General features: G+C 57.3%; 21 protein-coding genes and 1 pseudogene. 15 read left to right on the top strand and 7 right to left on the bottom strand.

The genetic code is table 11. The features are described 5' to 3' along the window. Positions 1-46 precede the first annotated feature (46 nt). The 3 genes from rho to hemE all read right to left on the bottom strand — a co-directional run bounded on the left by rho (position 47) and on the right by hemE (position 3,066). Positions 47-1,312: a transcription termination factor Rho gene (gene rho / locus HNQ72_RS25575; RefSeq protein WP_112506460.1), complete on the bottom strand. Its 1,266-nt coding sequence runs from the start codon at positions 1,310-1,312 to the stop codon at positions 47-49. Positions 1,313-1,492: 180 nt separating this feature from the next. Further along, on the bottom strand, positions 1,493-2,041 hold the full coding sequence (gene hemJ / locus HNQ72_RS25570; RefSeq protein ID WP_373289497.1) for a protoporphyrinogen oxidase HemJ: 549 nt from the start codon (positions 2,039-2,041) through the stop codon (positions 1,493-1,495). Continuing rightward, positions 2,038-3,066 carry a uroporphyrinogen decarboxylase gene (hemE, locus tag HNQ72_RS25565; protein ID WP_280518292.1) on the bottom strand — a complete coding sequence of 343 codons (1,029 nt, stop codon included), beginning with the start codon at positions 3,064-3,066 and terminating at the stop codon, positions 2,038-2,040. Before hemE ends, hemJ begins: the two co-directional genes overlap by 4 nt. Before the next feature lie 404 nt (positions 3,067-3,470). On the opposite strand from hemE, the gene HNQ72_RS25560 reads away from it, so the two are divergent. From HNQ72_RS25560 to dnaQ, 5 genes are read left to right on the top strand one after another with little or no spacing between them, the layout of a single operon-like run. Then, on the top strand, positions 3,471-4,292 hold the full coding sequence (locus tag HNQ72_RS25560) for a pyruvate, water dikinase regulatory protein (RefSeq protein WP_183996642.1): 822 nt from the start codon (positions 3,471-3,473) through the stop codon (positions 4,290-4,292). Positions 4,293-4,340: 48 nt separating this feature from the next. Then, positions 4,341-4,928, top strand: coding sequence for a Maf-like protein (locus HNQ72_RS25555; RefSeq protein WP_425503161.1), 588 nt, complete (start codon positions 4,341-4,343; stop codon positions 4,926-4,928). Then, positions 4,921-5,781 (top strand): shikimate dehydrogenase, encoded by an 861-nt coding sequence (locus HNQ72_RS25550; protein ID WP_183996638.1) that lies wholly within the window; start codon positions 4,921-4,923, stop codon positions 5,779-5,781. The genes HNQ72_RS25555 and HNQ72_RS25550 overlap by 8 nt, the downstream gene beginning before the upstream one ends. Continuing rightward, entirely contained in the window at positions 5,778-6,383 is a 606-nt protein-coding gene (gene coaE, locus HNQ72_RS25545) for a dephospho-CoA kinase (RefSeq protein ID WP_183996636.1), read from the top strand. The genes HNQ72_RS25550 and coaE overlap by 4 nt, the downstream gene beginning before the upstream one ends. Continuing rightward, on the top strand, positions 6,376-7,080 hold the full coding sequence (gene dnaQ / locus HNQ72_RS25540; protein ID WP_183996634.1) for a DNA polymerase III subunit epsilon: 705 nt from the start codon (positions 6,376-6,378) through the stop codon (positions 7,078-7,080). Before coaE ends, dnaQ begins: the two co-directional genes overlap by 8 nt. Positions 7,081-7,190: 110 nt before the next feature. Here dnaQ and secB read toward each other — a convergent pair whose 3' ends face one another. Together secB and HNQ72_RS25530 are read right to left on the bottom strand one after the other, a co-directional pair. Further along, on the bottom strand, positions 7,191-7,667 hold the full coding sequence (gene secB, locus HNQ72_RS25535; protein ID WP_148143820.1) for a protein-export chaperone SecB: 477 nt from the start codon (positions 7,665-7,667) through the stop codon (positions 7,191-7,193). 82 nt (positions 7,668-7,749) lie between these two features. Further along, positions 7,750-8,274, bottom strand: a complete 525-nt coding sequence (locus tag HNQ72_RS25530) for an FxsA family protein (protein WP_183996632.1) — start codon at positions 8,272-8,274, stop codon at positions 7,750-7,752. Between the two features lie 120 nt (positions 8,275-8,394). Here HNQ72_RS25530 and HNQ72_RS25525 point away from each other — a divergent pair, with 120 nt between their 5' ends. The 5 genes from HNQ72_RS25525 (at position 8,395) to gyrB (ending at position 13,704) form a co-directional block, all read left to right on the top strand. Further along, the gene (locus HNQ72_RS25525) at positions 8,395-9,093 is read left to right on the top strand and encodes a Tim44/TimA family putative adaptor protein (RefSeq protein WP_183996630.1); all 699 of its coding nucleotides are present in this window, start codon (positions 8,395-8,397) and stop codon (positions 9,091-9,093) included. Continuing rightward, positions 9,090-10,214 carry a murein transglycosylase A gene (mltA, locus tag HNQ72_RS25520; protein WP_183996628.1) on the top strand — a complete coding sequence of 375 codons (1,125 nt, stop codon included), beginning with the start codon at positions 9,090-9,092 and terminating at the stop codon, positions 10,212-10,214. The genes HNQ72_RS25525 and mltA overlap by 4 nt, the downstream gene beginning before the upstream one ends. Next, complete coding sequence (locus HNQ72_RS25515) at positions 10,211-10,774, top strand: Smr/MutS family protein (RefSeq protein WP_183996626.1); 564 nt, start codon at positions 10,211-10,213, stop codon at positions 10,772-10,774. Before mltA ends, HNQ72_RS25515 begins: the two co-directional genes overlap by 4 nt. Beyond that, positions 10,771-11,127, top strand: a complete 357-nt coding sequence (locus HNQ72_RS25510; RefSeq protein ID WP_183996624.1) for a helix-turn-helix domain-containing protein — start codon at positions 10,771-10,773, stop codon at positions 11,125-11,127. Before HNQ72_RS25515 ends, HNQ72_RS25510 begins: the two co-directional genes overlap by 4 nt. Positions 11,128-11,268: 141 nt before the next feature. Beyond that, entirely contained in the window at positions 11,269-13,704 is a 2,436-nt protein-coding gene (gene gyrB / locus HNQ72_RS25505; RefSeq protein WP_183996622.1) for a DNA topoisomerase (ATP-hydrolyzing) subunit B, read from the top strand. A 99-nt stretch (positions 13,705-13,803) separates the two neighbouring features. Here gyrB and HNQ72_RS25500 read toward each other — a convergent pair whose 3' ends face one another. Then, positions 13,804-14,403: a nitroreductase family protein gene (locus tag HNQ72_RS25500; protein WP_183996620.1), complete on the bottom strand. Its 600-nt coding sequence runs from the start codon at positions 14,401-14,403 to the stop codon at positions 13,804-13,806. A 169-nt stretch (positions 14,404-14,572) separates the two neighbouring features. Here HNQ72_RS25500 and HNQ72_RS25495 point away from each other — a divergent pair, with 169 nt between their 5' ends. From HNQ72_RS25495 to HNQ72_RS25485, 3 genes are all read left to right on the top strand, one after another. Next, positions 14,573-15,868, top strand: coding sequence for a polyhydroxyalkanoate depolymerase (locus HNQ72_RS25495; protein WP_183996618.1), 1,296 nt, complete (start codon positions 14,573-14,575; stop codon positions 15,866-15,868). Positions 15,869-16,004: 136 nt separating this feature from the next. After that, on the top strand, positions 16,005-16,439 hold the full coding sequence (locus tag HNQ72_RS25490; RefSeq protein WP_183996616.1) for a DUF2852 domain-containing protein: 435 nt from the start codon (positions 16,005-16,007) through the stop codon (positions 16,437-16,439). Positions 16,440-16,535: 96 nt separating this feature from the next. Further along, positions 16,536-17,297, top strand: a complete 762-nt coding sequence (locus HNQ72_RS25485; RefSeq protein WP_183996614.1) for a M48 family metallopeptidase — start codon at positions 16,536-16,538, stop codon at positions 17,295-17,297. Positions 17,298-17,816: 519 nt separating this feature from the next. Here HNQ72_RS25485 and HNQ72_RS30740 read toward each other — a convergent pair. Further along, positions 17,817-18,213 (bottom strand): annotated as a pseudogene (locus HNQ72_RS30740) (cell wall hydrolase); the annotation flags it as partial. 458 nt (positions 18,214-18,671) lie between these two features. Between HNQ72_RS30740 and HNQ72_RS25475 the strand changes: the two are divergent. Both HNQ72_RS25475 and trpB read left to right on the top strand, forming a co-directional pair. After that, positions 18,672-19,328: a phosphoribosylanthranilate isomerase gene (locus HNQ72_RS25475; protein ID WP_183996610.1), complete on the top strand. Its 657-nt coding sequence runs from the start codon at positions 18,672-18,674 to the stop codon at positions 19,326-19,328. Between the two features lie 11 nt (positions 19,329-19,339). Continuing rightward, positions 19,340-20,560: a tryptophan synthase subunit beta gene (trpB, locus tag HNQ72_RS25470; protein WP_183996608.1), complete on the top strand. Its 1,221-nt coding sequence runs from the start codon at positions 19,340-19,342 to the stop codon at positions 20,558-20,560. Positions 20,561-20,562: the final 2 nt, after the last annotated feature.

Genomic DNA, 20,562 nt, shown 5'->3' with positions numbered 1-20,562 from the left:
CCCGATGTCGGGCGCCTGCAAAGTCGTCGAAGAATCCGGCTAAGGATTACGTGTTCATCGAGTCGAAGAAGTCTGCATTGTTCTTCGTCTGCTTCAGCTTGTCGATCAGGAATTCGATCGCATCGGTCGTTCCCATCGGAGCGAGGATACGGCGAAGAACAAAGATCTTCTGCAGATCCTGCCGCGGAACGAGCAGGTCTTCCTTACGCGTACCAGACTTGAGAATATCCATGGCCGGGAAGATACGCTTGTCGGCAACCTTACGGTCAAGCACGATTTCCGAGTTACCCGTACCCTTGAACTCTTCGAAGATGACTTCATCCATACGGCTACCGGTATCGATCAGCGCGGTGGCGATGATCGTCAGCGAACCGCCTTCCTCGATATTACGGGCTGCACCGAAGAAGCGCTTCGGCCGCTGCAGGGCGTTTGCATCGACACCACCGGTCAGAACCTTGCCGGAAGACGGCACGACCGTGTTGTAGGCGCGACCGAGACGGGTGATCGAATCGAGCAGGATGACGACGTCACGGCCATGTTCGACCAGGCGCTTGGCCTTCTCTATGACCATTTCAGCGACCTGCACGTGGCGAACTGCCGGTTCGTCGAAGGTCGACGAAACGACTTCGCCCTTCACCGAGCGCTGCATGTCCGTCACTTCTTCCGGACGTTCGTCGATAAGGAGAACGATCAGATAGCATTCCGGATGATTGGCGGTAATCGAGTGGGCAATGTTCTGCAGAAGAACAGTCTTACCGGTACGCGGCGGCGCAACGATCAGGCCACGCTGGCCCTTGCCGAGCGGGGCAACGAGATCGATGACACGCGCGGAATTGTCCTTCGACGTCGGGATGTCCAGTTCCATCTTGAACCGCTCGTTCGGATAGAGCGGGGTCAGGTTGTCGAAGTGAACCTTGTGACGGATCTTTTCAGGATCGTCGAAATTGATCGTATTGACCTTCAGCAGCGCGAAATAACGCTCACCTTCCTTCGGGCCACGGATCGGTCCTTCAACGGTATCGCCCGTCTTCAAAGAAAAACGGCGGATCTGCGAGGGAGAGATATAGATATCGTCCGGACCCGGCAGATAATTGGCATTGGCGGAACGCAGGAAGCCGAAACCGTCCTGCAGAACCTCGACCACGCCCTCACCGATGATTTCGACATCCTGGCTGGCAAGAACCTTCAGAATTGCAAACATCAACTCCTGCTTGCGCATCGTGCTGGCGTTTTCGACCTCCAGCGACTCTGCGAAGGTCAGCAAATCAGTCGGAGACTTGCTCTTAAGTTCTTGAAGCTTCATTTCAGCCATGAAGAGGGGACCACTTGAGAAAATATAAGGGAATTGGGCGTGTCGGTGGAATTCGCTTCCGCGGATGAAGTCCGGGGACAACGTCGGTTACACGCATGCCACGAGATGGAGGTGTCGCAAAAATAGCGATTCCCTCCGCACCCCGCAAGAGGCTTATTCAGAAAAAGGCAAGACCTTTTCTCAGAACGGCTTAACGATGACCAGAATAACGATCGCAATCATCAGAACTGTCGGGACTTCGTTCCATATCCGCCAGTGTTTTGCCGAGCGTCTGGGCTTGTCTGCAGCAAAATCGCGAACGGCGCGGCTAAAAAGCACATGTACGCCCGTCAATGCCACGACCATGGCGATCTTGCCGTGAAGCCAGCCGCCCTGAAACCCATAAACCTCCCAGGCGAGATAAAGTCCAAGCAGCCAGCTCACCATCATCGCCGGGTTCATGATGACCTTGAGCAACCGCCTTTCCATCATCTTGAATGTTTCCGATCGCTCGGAACCGATCGGTGCATCAGTGTGATAAATGAACAGTCGCGGCAGGTAGAGAAGCCCCGCCATCCACGACATCACGGCTACGACGTGAAATGCCGTCACATAGCGGATGAAATCATCCGGCCTCAGAACATAGGTAAGCGCCAGCACGAGAAGGAATATCCCTAGCGCGATGAAGGCGCGCGTCTTGGCCTTTCCGCCGGCGCCTTCGTTGCCGGGTTCCACACGCGGGCTCATCATTTTTGTCCCCTGACGCGCTTCACCAAGGTCGAAACATTGTCCGGATCTGCCTCAGGCGTAATGCCATGGCCGAGATTGAAGATCAGTGGCCCATTGCCCAAAGCCTGCAAAATCGCGTCAATGCCGTCGACGAGCGCCTGACCGCCGGCCACGACGCGCATCGGATCGAGATTGCCCTGTACCGGCCCATCCTTCTGCAGCTCAGCGGCGAAAGAAAGCGGCACACTCCAGTCGAGCCCGATCGCATCGGCCCCGGTTTTTTGCCGGTAGTTGCGCAGGTTCATTCCCGCCCCCTTGGCAAAGGCGATGATGCGCGCGTTCGGTCGCTTGCTACGCACGATTTCGATCATCCTCGCAACCGGCCTGATTGCAAACGCCTCGAACTCGGCTTCACCGAGAACACCTGCCCAGGAATCAAAGATCTGAACCGCATCGGCGCCTGCATCGATCTGCGCAACCAGATAATCGGCAGAAATCTCGGCGAGAAACATCAGCAAATGTTCGAGGTCCTGCCGATTTCGATACCCGAAGAGACGCGCAGGGGCCTGGTCCGGTGTTCCGTGACCGGCGATCATATAGGTCGCAACAGTCCAGGGAGCGCCGCAGAAGCCAAGAAGAGCGGTTTCGGCAGGCAACTCCTGTCTGAGCCGCTTCACCGCCTCCAGCACCGGAGAAAGATGCGCAAGCACACCCTCTGCTTTCAGCGAGCGAATACCGACCTCATCGATTGGATCCATCTGCGGCCCTTCACCGGGGGTGAAGCGAACCTTTCTATCCAGTGCATCCGGAATCACCAGGATATCGGAGAAAAGGATGGCAGCATCGAAGGAATAACGCCTGATCGGCTGGAGAGTGACCTCCACGGCCAGATCAGGCGTATAACAGAGATCTAGGAACCCACCCGCCTTCTGGCGCGTTTCACGGTACTCGGGAAGATACCGACCTGCCTGTCTCATAAGCCAGACCGGAGGAGGGGTGATCGTCTTTCCCTCCAGCACCTCGATTATCTTCCTTTTCACAGGCACTGGCATCTATCCCCTAATAAAAGAATCCAATTTCAATTGGTTTCTATTTCTTAGAGTCGGTGTGTATCAAGGATTAAAGTTAAACCCCAGATTAACCAGAATTTCGCTGTCATTCGCAGCTTGCGATAAAAACCATCTGCGTAAAACGCGATATTATCTGGAATATTCTGAATTTATATGAAAAATCAATGAGATGAAAGATCCGAAAAGAGGTCTTCATCTGTGGGCAATATGTGGATAAGTTTATCGGATATGACATTTGTCCACGCAAATCACATCCTCTCGTTCCATCAATCCAGCTGATCGCAGACTGTGGAAAAATGGGCGGTTTTCCCAAGGCCCATCCTTCTTCCCAGTGAGAGCGCTCGTCTGTCCCGAGTTATCAACAAACGGTAGAGAATAACGTGGAGAACCGGAAAAACTTCTTCCACTTGCACTTGGTATCTGACTCGACCGGCGAGACTCTTATCTCCGCCGGACGAGCTGTCGCCGCTCAATTCCAGAACAGCTATGCGCTTGAACACGTCTATCCGCTGATCAGGAACCGCAAACAGTTGGTGGCGGTACTTGATGCCGTCGATGCGGAACCCGGCATCGTCCTCTATACGATCGTAGACCAGGATCTGGCCTCGCTGATCGACCTTCGCTGCCGCGAAATGGGCGTTCCTTCCGTGAATGTGCTGGAGCCGGTTCTGGCTGTTTTCCAGACCTATCTGGGTGCACCGTCGCGTCGTCGTGTTGGCGCGCAGCATGCTTTGAACGAGGAATATTTCGCCAGGATCGAGGCGCTGAACTTCACCATGGATCACGACGACGGCCAGATGCCCGAGAGCTATGATGAAGCTGACGTTGTTCTGATCGGCATCAGCCGAACCTCCAAGACGCCGACCAGCATCTATCTGGCAAACCGCGGGATCAAGACGGCAAACATCCCGATCGTGCCGGGAGTCGAGTTGCCGGACGCTCTTTATAGTGCCACGCGTCCATTGATCGTTGGCCTGATCGCCACCACCGACCGGATCTCCCAGATCAGGGAAAACCGTGAACTCGGCAATTCTCAGGGGCTTGATCGGAACACCTACACAGATCGCGCCAGCATCAATGAAGAGCTTAAATATGCCCGGGCTCTTTGCGGGCGAAACAATTGGCCGATCATCGATGTTTCCCGCCGTTCGATCGAGGAGACCGCCGCCGCTATTCTTGCTCTGCGACCGAGGCTCAGGTAATCCCGAACTGTTTTTCGCCCGAACTGTTTGTCGGAGATGATACCTGAAGTGACACTTGTCCTTGCCTCCTCAAGTCCCTTTCGCCGTATGCTGCTCGAAAATGCCGGCCTGACATTCGAATCGCGGGCCGCTGACATCGATGAACGGCAGATAGAAGCCTCTGAAAAACACACTAGCCCCGAAGCTGTTGCCGGGATCTTGGCCAGGGCGAAGGCGCAGGATGTATCGCGTTATTTTCCCGATGCGCTCGTAATCGGGTCCGACCAGACGATGTCGCTTGGAGATCGCGTCTATCACAAGGCAAAGAGCCGCGCCGAGGCCCGCGATAACCTGATCTCTCTCTCTGATCAAACCCACAGGCTTAACAGCGCCGTTGCCATTGTAAAAAACGGTACGGTGGTATGGGAGCATGTAGCTTATGCCGAGCTGACAGCCCGCGAACTGACCGAGGGCTACGTCGACCGGTATCTCGATAGAGTTGGCGACAAGGCGTTTTCGAGCGTTGGCGGTTACCAGCTGGAAGGAGAGGGCATCCATCTCTTTTCCGCCATTGAGGGTGACTATTTCACCATTCTCGGCCTCCCAATGCTTCCGCTTCTGGAGGAACTCCGTCGCCTGGGAGCGATTGATGGCTGATAGACGCGAAAATTCACCGCCTGCTGCATTTGTGACCGGCTGGCCGATCAAGCACTCCCGCTCTCCGATCATTCATCGCCATTGGCTGAAACAATATGGCTTGCCGGGCAGCTATAACGCGGTCGCTGTTTCCGAAGGGGATTTCGCCGCCTTTATCGATGGGTTGAAAAACGGTAGTCTGGGCTTGTCCGGCGGTAATGTCACGATCCCGCACAAGGAAGTGGCTTTCGCCCTCAGCGACCGGCCGGATGAACTGGCGACGGAACTCGGTGCAGCCAATACGCTCTGGCTGCAGGACGGCCAGCTTCATGCGACGAATACGGATGGATATGGTTTTACAGCCAATCTCGACGGGAAACATCCCGGCTGGGATAAAGTCGATCGCGCAGTTATCCTCGGTGCGGGCGGAGCAAGCCGTGCTGTCGTCCAGGCTCTCCGTGATCGTGGCATTAACGAAATCCACATCGTTAATCGCACCGTGCCACGTGCGAGGGAGCTTGCCGACCGTTTCGGTCCGAAAATTCATGCGCATGGATTACCTGCCCTGAAAGAAGTCATGGCCGGTGCCGGCTTGTTCGTGAACACCACATCGCTTGGTATGGATGGAGCGGAATCTGCTTCCTTCGACTTTTCAGGTCTGAAGTCAGGTGCACTGGTGACGGATATCGTTTACGTCCCGCTTGAAACGCCTATTCTCAGGCAGGCACGCGAGCAGGGTTATCCGACGACCGATGGATTGGGGATGCTTCTGCATCAGGCGGTGCCAGGCTTCGAAAGATGGTTTGGTCATCGCCCGGTGGTCGACAGTGTTCTGCGACAACTCATCATTCAGGATATTCAGGCGGCGGCATGATTGTTATCGGATTGACCGGATCGATCGGCATGGGAAAGACGACCACTGCCGGCATGTTCGGGGATGCGGGTATCCCGGTCAACGATTCCGATGCTGTTGTGCATGACCTTTATAAAACCGACGCCGTTAAACCGGTAGGCGAAGCTTTTCCCGGCTCAATTCGTGAAGGCGCCATCGACAGGGTGGAGCTGGCTCGGCAACTTTCACTCGATCCCGGTGGTTTTAGCCGGCTTGAAGCAATTGTGCACCCGCTGGTGAGAGACAGGGAAAAGCAGTTTCTCGAAAGACAGAGATCGGCAGGCGCTGATCTCGTCCTCCTCGATATTCCCCTGCTTTTCGAAACCGGCGCTGAGAAACGCGTCGATGTGGTTGTGGTCGCGACCTGTGATCCACAGATACAGCGGCAGCGAGTTCTTGCCAGACCGGGCATGACGGAAGAAAAGTTCAAGCTGATCCTGAACCGTCAGCTGCCTGATTCGCAGAAACGCGAACGTGCGGATTTTCTGGTCGATACGGGCTGCGGCCTCGACCAGGCAAAAAAGCGAGTAGAGCAGATCATCAATCTTCTACGGTCGGGCATACGGAGTGAGAAACATGCGTGACATCATTTTCGATACGGAAACGACCGGGCTTGAATCCAAGCAGGATCGCATCATCGAAATCGGCGGTGTCGAGCTGATCAACAATTTCCCGAGCGGAAAGACGATCCACATCTTCATCAATCCGGGTGATCGTAAGGTTCATCCCGATGCTTTGGCTGTCCATGGCATCACGGATGAGTTCTTGAAAGACAAGCCGAGTTTCGCGGAAGTCGCGCAGCAGATCGTGGACTTTTTCGAAGGGGCACGATGGATCGCCCATAACGCCAACTTCGACATGGGTTTCATCAACGCAGAATTCGAGCGGATAGGTTTGCCGCCTGTACCTACCGATCAGGTTGTCGATACGCTGGCCATGGCGCGTCGCAAACACCCAATGGGTCCGAACTCGCTCGACGCTCTTTGCCGTCGTTACGGGATCGACAACACCCACCGTACAAAACACGGCGCATTGCTGGACTCCGAACTACTGGCCGAAGTTTATATTGAAATGAATGGTGGCCGACAGGCCGCCTTGGGACTGGTTGGCTCAGATCAGGTGGTGGAAGTCGCCGAGACTGAAGAGACGGTGGTCATCACGGACCATGTGCGCCCGCGCGCACTTGCGAACCGGTTGACCGCACAGGATTTGGAGCACCATGCATCAATGATCGCCTCCATGAAGGGCAAGGCGATCTGGCTGAAATATGGTCAGGAATAAAGTCATTCCAGCAAAAGCGTAAAACGGTCTTGCGCCTGGAACTGCATGAGACATAGCGACAGAGCAATAAAAAAGCCCGGGAATTCCCGGGCTTTTCTGATTTTGTCTGATCAGCTGTTGAGTGGCTGAACCTTGGCGCGGGCCTGTTCTTCGGCCATGCGCTGCGAAAACATCTGGGCAAAATCGATCGGATCGATCATCAGCGGCGGGAAACCACCGTTGCGGGTCACGTCTGCGATGATCTGACGCGCGAAGGGGAACAGCAGGCGCGGGCATTCGATGAACAGAACCGGCAGCATGTGCTCCTGCGGGAAACCGGTAATGCGGAAGACGCCGCCGTAAACCAATTCGGCTGCGAACACGACCTTGTCGCCTTCCTTGGCTTCGGCGTTCAGCGAAAGAACCACGTCGAAATCGGTATCCGACAGCGGGTTGGCGTTGACATTCACGCCGATATTGATGGCCGGCGCGTTGTCACGTGCCTGGAGCGACCGGGGTGCACCAGGATTTTCGAAGGAAAGGTCCTTGGTGTACTGGGCGAGAATGTTGAGCGAAGGGCTCGCCGACTGCGTGTTTTCGTCTGCCATGGGATATCCTCAGGACTGATGCGTTGTGGCCGCATAACATCTAGGCTTTTCGCTTACAACCCGTTGCGGCTCTGGCTTATGGTCACGGATCGCGGTCGATGCCTTTTGACCATGGTGAAGATGGGTTTGGATCCGAGTTCCGGTGAAAATCTTCCTCATCGAGATCGACGACCTTGCCGGTCGCATTCGGGTTTTCGCGCGCGCCGCCGGACGGATGGCTGAAACCGCCCCGGCTGCCGCGGGGACCGACCACCACGACGCGTTTTCCGATCGCAGACCAGAGCAGACGTCGCACGAACGGAATGAACAGCGCGATACCGATAATGTCGGTGACAAAACCGGGCAGAAGCAGAAGTATGCCGGCAACCACGATCATTGCCCCGTCGATAACGGAGCTCGCCGGGATCTGCCCTTGCTGACTTTGTTCGGAAAGCTTCTTTAGGAGATGCAGGCCCTGTTGCCGCATCATGAAGGCGCCGAGCAATCCGGTGCCGATGACAAGGCCAAGTGTCCACCAAAGGCCGAGCGCACGCCCGACCACGACAAATCCGGCGATTTCGGCCAAAGGCCAGGCAAGCAGCACGCTAAAAGCAATAAATGGGCGCATGATCCAATGTGTGTTGAGCGAGGTCGTTTCGAAGGCTCACGCCTTCGCTATTTGAAGATGGCTTAATGCAGACTATATGATGATGTGAATTCAACTTTTAAACGGTAATCGTGGGTTAATATGGGCTCCAACGACTTCATTACACTCTTTTTCCTTGTTGCTGCGGTCCTTATTTTCCTGCAACTGCGCAGTGTGCTCGGCCGCCGGACGGGAAATGAGAAGCCGCCGGAGACGTATGTCTCGCGTGAAGCGCTGAAAACTCCCGCAGCTGCGGATGACGGGAAGGTTGTAACTTTGCCGCGTCGCGAAGCCGGCGAAGAGGACCAGCGACTGACGGAAGTCGATGCGCTGGCAAAGCCTGGCACAGAGTTGAACGACGCGCTGAAGTCGCTGATAAAGGCCGATGTGTCCTTCCAGCCCAAGGAATTCTTGAACGGCGCCAAGATGGCCTATGAGATGATCGTCATGGCCTTTGCCGATGGCGACCGGAAAACCTTGAAGGGCCTTCTGTCGAAGGAAGTCTTTGAAGGCTTCGATGCCGCTATTCGTGAACGCGAGACCCGCGGCGAAGTGGTCAAGTCCACTTTCGTCGGCATCGACAAGGCTGCCTTCACTCAGGCTGCGCTCAAACAATCGGAAGCTCAGGTCACGGTTCGCATCGTCAGCCAGCTGATTTCCGCCACCTTCGACAAGGATGGCAAGCTGATCGATGGCGATCAGGAAGCCGTTGCCGAAGTGACCGATATCTGGACCTTCGCAAGGGATGTCCGCTCCAAGGATCCGAACTGGAAACTGATCGCGACCGAATCCGAACAATGAGCCCGACTTCGCCAGGATACTGCCTGTCCGCCGTATCCTTCGGCGATCTTCCCGGTTGGGAAAGGGACGATCCCCGCGCCTTGTTTGACGCAATGGCGCGGTGTCTCTCCCACATTCGGGACGTGAAGCCCTATCGCACCGGTGCTCTCGGCTTCACCGCAGATGATCTCAAGCCACTTCTGGCAGCAGCCGGCATGCGATCGACGGATATGACCGCCGCGCAGGCGCGTGCTTTTTTTGAAGACAATTGCATTCCCTTCCGTATCAAGCGCGACGACGCCCAGCCGGGTTTGGTGACCGCCTTTTACGAGCCGGAAGTCGATGTCTCGGAAAAACCTGACGAGACCTTCGCACACCCGTTTTATTTCCGCCCGCACGACCTTGTCGATCTCGACGAAACCAATCGTCCCTCCGACATGGACTCCGGCTACATGTTTGGTCGAGCGATCGCATCGGGCGTGACCGAATACCCGGATCGCAAGGAAATCGATCAGGGCTTTCTCACTGGCCGCGGTCTTGAGATTGCATGGGCACGATCGAAGGTCGACGTCTTTTTCGCCCATGTCCAGGGCGCTGCCCGCCTCCGTTATCCGGAGGGCGCCATTCGCCGTGTCACCTATGCCGCAAAGGCGGGACATCCGTTTTCGCCCATCGGAAAACTCCTGATCGATCTCGGCGAAATACCGCGCCAAGAAATCTCGATGCAGAGCATTCGCAGATGGCTGGCAGAGAATCCGGCTAAGGTTGACGAAATCCTTTGGCATAACCGGTCCTATATCTTCTTCCGCGATGCCGATGTTTCCGACGACATGCTCGGTCCTGTCGCAGCGGCCAAGGTGCCGCTCATCGCCGGGCGCTCCCTTGCGGTGGATCGTATGATCCACACATTCGGCTATCCCTTCTTCATTCATGCTCCGACGCTGCTTCATCTCGATGACGGTCAACCCTTTGCCAGGCTGATGCTGGCGCTCGATACCGGATCGGCTATTGTCGGCCCGAGCCGCGGCGATATCTTTACCGGTTCGGGTTACGAAGCGGGAGAACGCGCCGGAACGGTCAGGAACGAAGCCGATTTCTATATCCTGATTCCCAAGGCGGCGGCTGGCAGGTTTGGAGCATGAGCGGCGGACGTAAACTCAATTCCGAGGAGCGGATACTCTGGGGCAAGGTGGCAAAATCCACGCGCGCCTTCAAGGAACGCTGGACCGACCTTGCCGCCTTCGAGGCGGAAGAGGAAGCCCATGCGGCAGAGGTCGAGAAATCGAAACCTGCACTTCCGCGCGAAGTGGCTGAACCGGTAACCGAGCAGAGCCGCACCGCGAAAAAACCTGCCGGCTATCACTATCCGCTGGAAAAGCCGACGAAGAAGAAACTCGCCAAGGGAAGGCTTGCGATCGAGGCGCGCCTTGATCTTCATGGCCTGTTCCAGGGTGAGGCGCATGATCTTCTGCTCGATTTCATTTATCGGGCGCATGAACGGGGCCTGCGCCATGTTCTCGTCATCACCGGTAAGGGCAGCTCGATGGGCAGCGAAGGCGCGCTTCGCCGCGCAGTCCCACTCTGGTTCTCCAAGGCCGAGTTTCGTTTCCTGATTTCGTCCTATGAATGGGCAGCCCGCCATCACGGCGGCGAAGGTGCGCTTTATGTAAGGCTGGCGCGTACAGAGAGGACCGAGCGTTGACGCCGTTCGGCCAGGCGATGCGCGAACTGCGCCAGCGCAGGGGCGTCACCCAGCGCACCCTGGCGCAGGCAATCGGTGTCACGCCCGCCTATCTCTCCGCGCTCGAACACGGCCATCGCGGCCGCCCGACCTTCGAGCTTCTGCAACGCATTGCCGGCTATTTCAACATCATCTGGGACGAGGCGGATGATCTCTTCCGCCTGGCGGATGCATCCGATCCCAGGGTGGTAATCGATACCGCAGGCCTGCCGCCTGAATACACGTTTCTGGCCAATCAGCTGTCGAAACGGATTAGCACTTTGACGCCGGAGATGGTAGAAGAGCTCAACCGGCTCTTGAAGAGCCCGCAATAGTCATTTTTCTCGGGAAGAACCACGGCTTTCCTGCCATAATGGTGTGCTCAACCTTTAGAAGCCGCCCGCGATTTCCTATATTGAAAACGGAAAAAGCGGTGATTCGCGCGTCACCGAGAAGAACCAACTGGAAGAAGCTGAATGACCGATCTACCCGCCAGCGAAAATGGTGCGAGTGCAGAATATGGTGCCGATTCGATCAAGGTGCTGAAGGGCTTGGATGCCGTTCGCAAGCGCCCCGGCATGTATATCGGTGATACGGATGATGGCTCCGGTCTTCACCATATGGTCTACGAAGTCGTCGACAACGCGATCGATGAGGCACTGGCCGGCCATGCCGACATCGTCACCGTCACGCTCAATTCCGATGGTTCCGTCACCGTGACCGACAACGGTCGCGGCATCCCGACGGACATCCACAAGGAAGAGGGTGTCTCGGCGGCTGAAGTCATCATGACCCAGCTCCATGCCGGCGGCAAGTTCGACCAGAATTCCTATAAGGTTTCCGGCGGTCTGCACGGCGTTGGCGTCTCGGTCGTTAATGCGCTGTCGGTCTGGCTCAAGCTTAAGATCCGCCGTAACGGCAAGGTCCATGAAATTCGCTTCACCCATGGTGTCGCCGATGCGCCGCTGAAGGAGATCGGTGAATACGAAGGCCGTTCGGGCACGGAAGTCACCTTCCTTGCCAGCCCCGAGACCTTCACCATGACGGAGTTCGATTACAACACGCTCGAACACCGCCTTCGCGAACTCGCCTTCCTGAATTCTGGCGTCAGAATCCGGCTCACGGATCGCCGCAAGCCGGACGTGAAGGAAGAGGAAATGATCTATGACGGCGGCCTCGAAGCCTTCGTTAGCTATCTCGATCGCTCGAAGAAACCGCTCGTTGACAAGCCTGTCGCCATCAAGGGCGAGAAGGACGGGATGACGGTTGAAGTGGCCATGTGGTGGAACGACAGTTACCACGAGAATGTTCTCTGCTTTACCAACAATATTCCTCAGCGTGACGGCGGAACCCACATGGCGGGTTTCCGTGGAGCGCTCACCAGGCAGATCACGTCCTACGCGGAAACCTCGGGTATCATGAAGCGCGAGAAGGTTTCGTTGACCGGTGACGACTGCCGCGAAGGACTGACGGCCGTGCTGTCGGTCAAGGTTCCGGATCCGAAATTCTCGTCGCAGACCAAGGACAAGCTGGTTTCTTCGGAAGTTCGCCCCGTTGTCGAAAGCCTCGTCAACGAGGCTCTCAGCTCCTGGCTGGAAGAGCATCCAACAGAAGCCAAGGTTCTTGTCGGCAAGGTCGTAGAAGCCGCTGTCGCCCGTGAAGCCGCCCGCAAGGCGCGCGAACTGACCCGCCGCAAGGGCGTTCTCGACATCGCATCTCTACCGGGCAAGCTGGCCGATTGCTCCGAACGTGATCCGGCAAAATCCGAAGTCTTCCTCGTCGAGGGTGACTCGGCAGGTGGTTCCGCCAAGCAGGGTCGCTCGCGTGAAAACCAGGCAATCCTACCGCTGCGTGGTAAGATCCTGAACGTCGAGCGCGCCCGTTTCGACAAGATGCTTTCCAGCCAGGAAATCGGCACGCTCATCACCGCGCTCGGCACATCGATCGGTAAGGACGAGTTCAACGCCGACAAGCTGCGCTATCACAAGATCATCATCATGACGGACGCTGATGTCGACGGAGCGCATATTCGCACGCTGCTCCTGACCTTCTTCTTCCGCCAGATGCCGGAACTGATCGAGCGTGGCCACATCTACATCGCCCAGCCGCCGCTCTATAAGGTCGCGCGCGGCAAGTCCGTTCAGTACCTGAAGAACGAGGCGGCACTCGAGGAATACCTCATCAGCATGGGTATCGAGGAAGCAAGGTTGATCGTCGGTTCCGGTGAGGTTCGTGTCGGCGAAGACATGCGCGAAGTGATCCACGATGCACAGCGCCTGCGCTCGCTCGTCGACGGTCTTCATTCCCGCTATAACCGTTCGATCATCGAGCAGGCGGCAATTGCCGGCGCGCTCAATCCGGACCTTACCGACAACCGCGAACGTGCCCAGCAGACCGCCGATCTCGTTGCACAGCGCCTGGACATGATCGCGGAAGAGACGGAACGCGGCTGGACCGGTCACGTGACGGACGAGGGTGGCCTGCGTTTCGAACGCATGGTGCGCGGCGTTCGCGAAGTCGCCTTCATTGATAACGCGCTGATCGGCTCGGCCGACGCTCGCCATATCGATCAGCTGTCGAGCCGTCTGCAGGAAATCTATTCGACCTCGCCGATCCTTGCCCGCAAGGATGGCCAGCTGGAAATCTCCGGTCCCCGTGCGCTTCTCGATGCGATCTTCGCTGCAGGCCGCAAGGGTCTGTCGATGCAGCGCTACAAGGGTCTCGGCGAAATGAATGCCGAGCAGCTGTGGGAAACCACGCTCGACCCGAATGTTCGCTCACTGCTTCAGGTCAAGGTCAACGACGCGACCGATGCAGATGGCCTCTTCTCCCGGCTCATGGGCGACGAAGTCGAGCCGCGCCGCGAGTTCATTCAGGACAACGCATTGAGCGTTGCAAACCTCGATATCTGAGTTTTTTCGCTCAGCCCGAAATTGAAACGGGGCCGAAAGGCCCCGTTTTTGCATCCGGCTAAGGATTCACGTGAAACCTTTGCACGGTCGCGCTTTCTATCACGGATCGCCGGAAAACTTTCCCTCGAAGGCGATCTCGGAAACGGCTTTGCGTCCGCTCGGCACCTCGCGCTCGCGCAGGTCTTCCGGCAATGTCTCCTTCGCGGCCATGCGGCCAAGCGCGGCCGCAGCCTCCACCCTGAAACCCTCCGGCAATTCAAGCACATCGACGGCTTTTTCCTTGTCGAACCCTTCCATCCCATGCGCGTGATAGCCTAGCTTCATGGCCTGGCAGATCACCGAAAACCACGCCGCGCCCGTATCGTAGGAATGCGTATAGGCGGGCTTGTGTTCGCCGTTTGATGAAACCCGATAACTCTTCGAAACGATGATCATCAGGGCGGCGGCATTTCTGGCCCAGCGCTGGTTGCCGGGAACGAGAAGATCGAGGATCGCCTCGAATGCGGGCGTGCCGCGCAGACCATAGATGAAGCGCCAGGGCTGGTTGTTGCCGGAAGAGGGTGCCCAATGTGCCGCATCGAGGATGGTCAGCATCTGCTCGCGATCCATCGTCTCGTCGGTAAAGGCGCGTGGTGACCAGCGGTCGAGAAAATAGGCGTCGATCGGAAACTCGGACGTGCGTGAATTGCTGCTGGTCATGAACTGCTCCTTGCTGGTCTGTCCCAACATATGCCTCGCCCGCCCTTTGGCAATCACCCTGACGCAGGTGACAATCGGCCACACATCCGTCATAGATGGACAAGGGGAGGGAGGCGCTCTGCGGAGCGCATGAGGAGAGGAGTGCACCGCCATGAAAGGCAGCGCGATCATGTTTTATCAGCTGTATGAGTTGAACCACGCCGCGCTCGCGCCGTTTCGCGCCGGCGCGGAAGCACTTCGTTATGTCTCCAGCAATCCGCTTAATCCCATGTCGCAAACCGTCCTGGGCCGCACGCTGACGGCAAGCCTCGAAGTTTTCGAGCGGGCGACACGACGGTATGCCAAGCCGGATTTCGGCCTCAACGAAACCATCATGAATGGCGAAACGGTCGCGGTGGAAGAAGAGATAGTCTGGTCGAAGCCGTTCTGTCAGCTGCTGCATTTCAAGCGCGACCTTCCGCCTACCCACCAGGCGGATCCGAAAATCTTGCTGGTCGCGCCCATGTCCGGGCATTATGCGACGCTTCTGCGTGGAACGGTCGAAGCGCTTCTTCCCCATGCGGAAGTTTACATCACCGATTGGGTCGATGCGCGGATCGTGCCGGTCACCGAAGGCGGTTTCGATCTTAACGATTACATCGATTACGTCATCGATATGCTGCACGAGATAGGCCCCGGTGCGCATGTCGCCGGCGTCTGCCAGCCTTCCGTCCCGGTCCTCGCCGCCGTTGCGATCATGGAGACGCGGAAGGATCCGATGTTGCCCGCCTCGATGATCCTGATGGGCGGCCCGATCGATACCCGCATCAACCCAACGGCGGTCAACAAGCTGGCAAACGAGCATCCGCTCGAATGGTTCAAGGATAACGTCATCATGACGGTACCCTTTCCGCAGCCCGGCTTCATGCGTCCGGTCTATCCCGGCTTCCTGCAGCTTTCGGGATTCATGTCGATGAACCTCGACCGCCACGTGATGGCGCATCGCGAATTCTTCGATCACCTCGTCAAGAATGACGGTGAGTCGGCGGAGCGACATCGGGATTTCTACGACGAATATCTCGCCGTGATGGACCTGACGGAGGAGTTCTATCTCCAGACTGTCGATACCGTCTTCATCCGCCATTCCTTGCCGAAGGGCGAGATGATGCATCGCGATGTCCCGGTCGACACCGGGACCATTCGCAACGTCGCGCTGATGACGGTCGAAGGCGAGAATGACGATATCTCAGGCTTGGGCCAGACCAATGCCGCCCACGCGATATGCCCGAATATTCCAGACGCGATGCGCCTTCATTACATGCAGCCGGATGTCGGCCATTACGGCGTTTTCAATGGCTCCCGCTTCCGCCAGGAGATTGCGCCGCGGATCGTCGAATTCACCCGGTTGCATTCCGGAAGCCGACCAGGTGATCCGACGTCGAAGCCGAAGCGCAGCGGCAGGAAAAGCGCTCCGAAGCCGGAATAGATCGAATTCCACTATCGATTTCCGCATTTTAGCGGATTTAATCTTTGATCTTCTTGAAGCGCGATCGGGGGCTCACCAAATCGATTCCCGTCGGGCTGGCATATGGCCTCCCGCTCTAACCCTAAGGGTGTGACCTATGAACCAGTCTGCATTGATACGTCCGGAGTGGACGCCGGCCACCATTGCTCTCATGGTGCTCGGTTTCATAGTTTTCTGGCCGCTCGGCCTTGCTATGCTCGCCTATATCATTTTCGGGGATCGGCTTCGCGGCTTTAAGCGCGACGCCAATGATCGCGCCGACCAGATGGCCAGCAAGTGGTTCGCCGGTTGCCGCAAGGCAAGCCGTCGCTACAACACGCATTTCTCGACCGGCAATGTCGCTTTCGACGACTGGCGCAAGGCCGAACTGGATCGCCTGGACGAAGAACGCCGCAAGCTTGATGAGATGCGGGAAGAGTTCGATAGCTATGCGCGTGAGCTTCGCCGCGCCAAGGATCAGGAAGAATTCGACCGCTTCATGCGCGACCGCAAAAACCGTCCTTCGGGCGATCAGCCGGTGGTCGATGTCTGACCTGAATATCGGCTCTGATGTGATGAAGGCCGGTGCTCTTCGGAGCGCCGGCTTTTTTGATGGGCAGAATCCCGGTGAATCGGGTAAGGAATAGTCATGTTCGCGCTCTTGAAGAAGCCGGTTCGCCGGTCACCCAAACCACTCCAGACGGTCAAGCGCACCTTGGCTGTAGGAGACCGCGCCATGCCACTGACCATCAAGGAGAACAGCCGCGCAACCCGCATCACGCTCAGGATCGAGCCGGGTGGCAGGGCGCTCAACCTCACCATCCCGGTGGGCCTGAAACATTTCGAGGTGGATGATTTTCTCTCCCGCCATGAAGGCTGGTTGAAAACCAAGCTCGCCAAATTCTCCCTCGATAATCCGATCCGGCCGGGCGGCACCATATCCATTCGCGGCGTCGAACACCGCATCGAACATACCGGGTCCTTGCGCGGCATCACGCAGGCGCTTGTCATCGATGGCGAACACGTCCTCAAGGTAAGCGGCCTGGAGGAGCATATGGGCCGAAGGATCTCGACCTTCCTCAAGAAGGAAGCACGTCACGATCTCGAAGCGCTCGCCCGCCGTCATGCTGCCTCGATCCGTAAGCCGATTGCATCGGTATCGATGAAGGATACCCGCAGCCGGTGGGGCTCATGCTCCTGGGACGGCAATCTCAGCTTCTCGTGGCGCATCGTCATGGCGCCGCCGCTGATCATCGATTACCTCGCGGCCCACGAGGTCGCGCATTTGAAAGAGATGAACCACGGCCCGAAATTCTGGGCGCTCTGCGGCGCTCTGTGTCCGCGTATGGACGAGGCACGCCGCTGGCTGAAGCTGCACGGTTCGCAGCTTCACGCGATAGATTTCAGTTGAAGGAAGTGAACTACAGGGCTGAGGAATATTCCTCGGCTCACTGCCAGTTGCTTGTCCGGATGGCCCAGTTTTCCTGGCTCAGACCGGGGGCCTGGTCAGCCATTGCCATCCCGGCTCCGGGACGCTTCTGCACGTTCGGACGTGCCGTGGGGACCGGAACTTTCGCGCCGTTCTCGAGGTTCGCCTGATAGAGACGGGCAGGGGTATAAGAAGCGTTCTGCGGCACCGCATAGGCGGTATCGAATGCCTCTTCCATGCTGGACCGCGCAACCGCTGCCGTAATCACCGGCGCAAGCGGCGGGTTGTTGGAGGCGACGGCAGGCTGTGCCGAACCGTTATGTCCACTCTTTTCCGGCATTGCAGCAGCCTGGGCAGCAGCAGGCGTCGAAGCCATTGCCACCTGCGTGCTGGCAGCTGCAGCGCTCGCAGCCTCGGCGATGATCGAAGACGACAGGGCAGGGTTCTGCTCGGGATCGTTCGACGCATAGGCGAGAATGTAGCTGTTGGCCGGCTTCGGAGCCGCCGTCTGCAGGTTGCCGTCCTCGTCACGCTTTTCGTAAAACACGTTGCCACCGGCTGCGGCGACATAATGCATGTTGTTGTATGGGAAGCTGTATCCCTCGGTATGGAAGAACATCGCGTTCTTCACGTCGGGATGGCGCGCGCCCTTCAATACGGCGTCTGCCGCCGTGTTGAGATCCGGCGCGGTGGCCTCGTCCATCTTGCGGGTCATCACGCCCGGAGCAAACTGGTTCTTCTGTGCCACGACGCCGCAGATCGTCTCCGGGTAGATACCCGAGGTCAGCCGGTTCATGATCACGCTGCCAACGGCCAGAAAGCCGTTTTCGCTCGTCCGCCTGGATTCGAAATACATCGCGCGCTTCAGGCATTCGCGATCTTTGTTGGTATAGCTATAGACAGCCTTTTGTGAGCCAGTTTGTGCTGACGCCAATTTGGTCGTTTTGTCTTTAGCGTCCACTGACGAGACCGTCTGCGTGCTGGTGCATGCAGAGAGCAGCCCCCCAGCCGTCAGACATAAAGCTGCCCGCCAGGCAGCTGTCGTAATCCTCGTCATGGTACCCCGCCAAAAAATTTCAAAAATCATCTGGTTGAGGAATAACCTACCTCAATTCATACAGTTTATCAATTATCTTTCATGACACGCCAAACCTCGGAAATTCCATTCCTTTTTCGATTTTGGCCGCAACAAACGTTCATGAGCGAAAACTGATATTTCACACATTCATCAAGCGTGAGCATGTTACGATTCGTATATGAGACATCACGGTTAATTCTTCGTATCCGGCGATCCGCCGCTGTCCATCCATGTAAAAGATTCTCGACTCCGCAGGCATTTCGTGTCACTCCGCGCTCATGAAACTCGACATCAAGATTTGTGGTTTGTCGACGGCGGATGCCGTGGATCGCGCCGTTGAACGCGGCGCAACCCATATCGGCTTCATCTTCTTCGAAAAGAGCCCGCGCAATATTGCGCCCGAGATCGCCGGCGAGCTGGCTGACAGGGTACGCGGGCGGGTAAAGATCGTTGCCGTTACCGTGGATGCGAATGACGAGGACCTCGACGATATCGTCTCGCTTCTGCGCCCGGACATTCTCCAGCTTCACGGACACGAGACGGCGGAGCGCATCCTTCATATCAAGGCGCTCTATGGCTTGCCGGTCATGAAGGTGTTTTCCGTGAGGGAGGCCGCTGATCTGGATCGTGTCGACCCGCTCATCGGTGTGGCCGACCGTTTTCTTTTCGATGCCAAGGCGCCGAAGGGTTCGGAACTGCCGGGCGGAAACGGTGTTTCCTTTGACTGGAACCTGATGGCTTCGCTTGACGAAAGCGTGAATTACATGCTTTCCGGGGGGCTGAACAAGGATAATGTCGCTGATGCGATCGCGTCCACGCGCGCAACGGGTATCGATGTATCGTCCGGAGTGGAAAGCGCCCCGGGCGTGAAAGATCTTGGAATGATCGATGCGTTTTTTGATGCCGTCGCTGATGCGAAGGCTTCGAAGCGCTGAAGGAGCAGAGAGTGAACGAGACGCCCAAACCCAATTCCTTCCGTTCCGGCCCCGATGAGGACGGCCGTTTCGGCATTTTCGGTGGCCGCTTTGTCGCGGAAACGCTGATGCCGCTGATCCTGGATCTTCAGGCCGAATGGGAAAAGGCGAAGAACGATCCGGAATTCCAGAAGGAATTGGCCGATCTCGGCACCCATTATATCGGCCGTCCGAGCCCGCTCTATTATGCCGAGCGTCTGACTGAACATCTCGGCGGCGCAAAGATCTATTTCAAGCGCGAAGAGCTGAACCATACCGGCTCCCACAAGATCAACAACTGCATCGGCCAGATCCTGCTGGCCAAGCGCATGGGCAAGACCCGCATCATCGCCGAAACCGGTGCCGGCCAGCACGGCGTGGCCTCGGCCACCGTCGCTGCCCGCTTTGGCCTGCCCTGCGTCGTCTATATGGGCGCAACCGATGTCGAGCGTCAGGCCCCGAACGTTTTCCGCATGAAGCTCCTCGGTGCCGAAGTGAAGGCCGTCACAGCCGGTTCCGGCACGCTGAAGGATGCCATGAACGAGGCGCTGCGTGACTGGGTCACCAATGTCGACGACACCTATTACCTGATCGGCACCGCCGCCGGCCCGCATCCCTATCCGGAAATGGTTCGCGATTTCCAGGCCGTCATTGGCCAGGAAGCCCGTGAGCAGATCCTGGAAGCCGAAGGCCGCCTGCCGGATGTCGTCATCGCTGCCGTTGGCGGCGGTTCTAACGCCATCGGCCTTTTCCATCCCTTCCTTGATGACGAAGGCGTCAAGATCGTCGGCGTCGAAGCCGGTGGCCATGGTCTCGACGGCAACGAACACTGTGCCTCTATCACCGCCGGTTCACCCGGCGTTCTGCATGGCAACCGCACCTATCTCTTGCAGGACAAGGACGGGCAGATCCTCGAAGGCCACTCGATCTCCGCTGGCCTCGATTATCCGGGCATCGGCCCTGAGCATTCCTGGCTGAACGATATCGGCCGCGCCGAATATGTGCCGATCATGGATGACGAAGCACTTGAAGCCTTCCAGTTGCTGACGAAGCTAGAAGGCATCATCCCGGCACTGGAACCCAGCCACGCGATTGCCGAAGTCATCAAGCGTGCGCCCAAGATGGGCAAGGACCAGATCATCCTGATGAACCTGTCCGGTCGCGGCGACAAGGACATCTTCACCGTCGGCAAGATCCTTGGAATGGGGCTGTAATC

The sequence above is a fragment of the Aliirhizobium wenxiniae genome (genome assembly GCF_014201355.1).
GTDB lineage: Bacteria > Pseudomonadota > Alphaproteobacteria > Rhizobiales > Rhizobiaceae > Neorhizobium > Neorhizobium wenxiniae.
The sequence above is the reverse complement of the archived record's forward strand: the minus strand, read 5'-3'. Positions and strand labels throughout refer to the sequence as shown.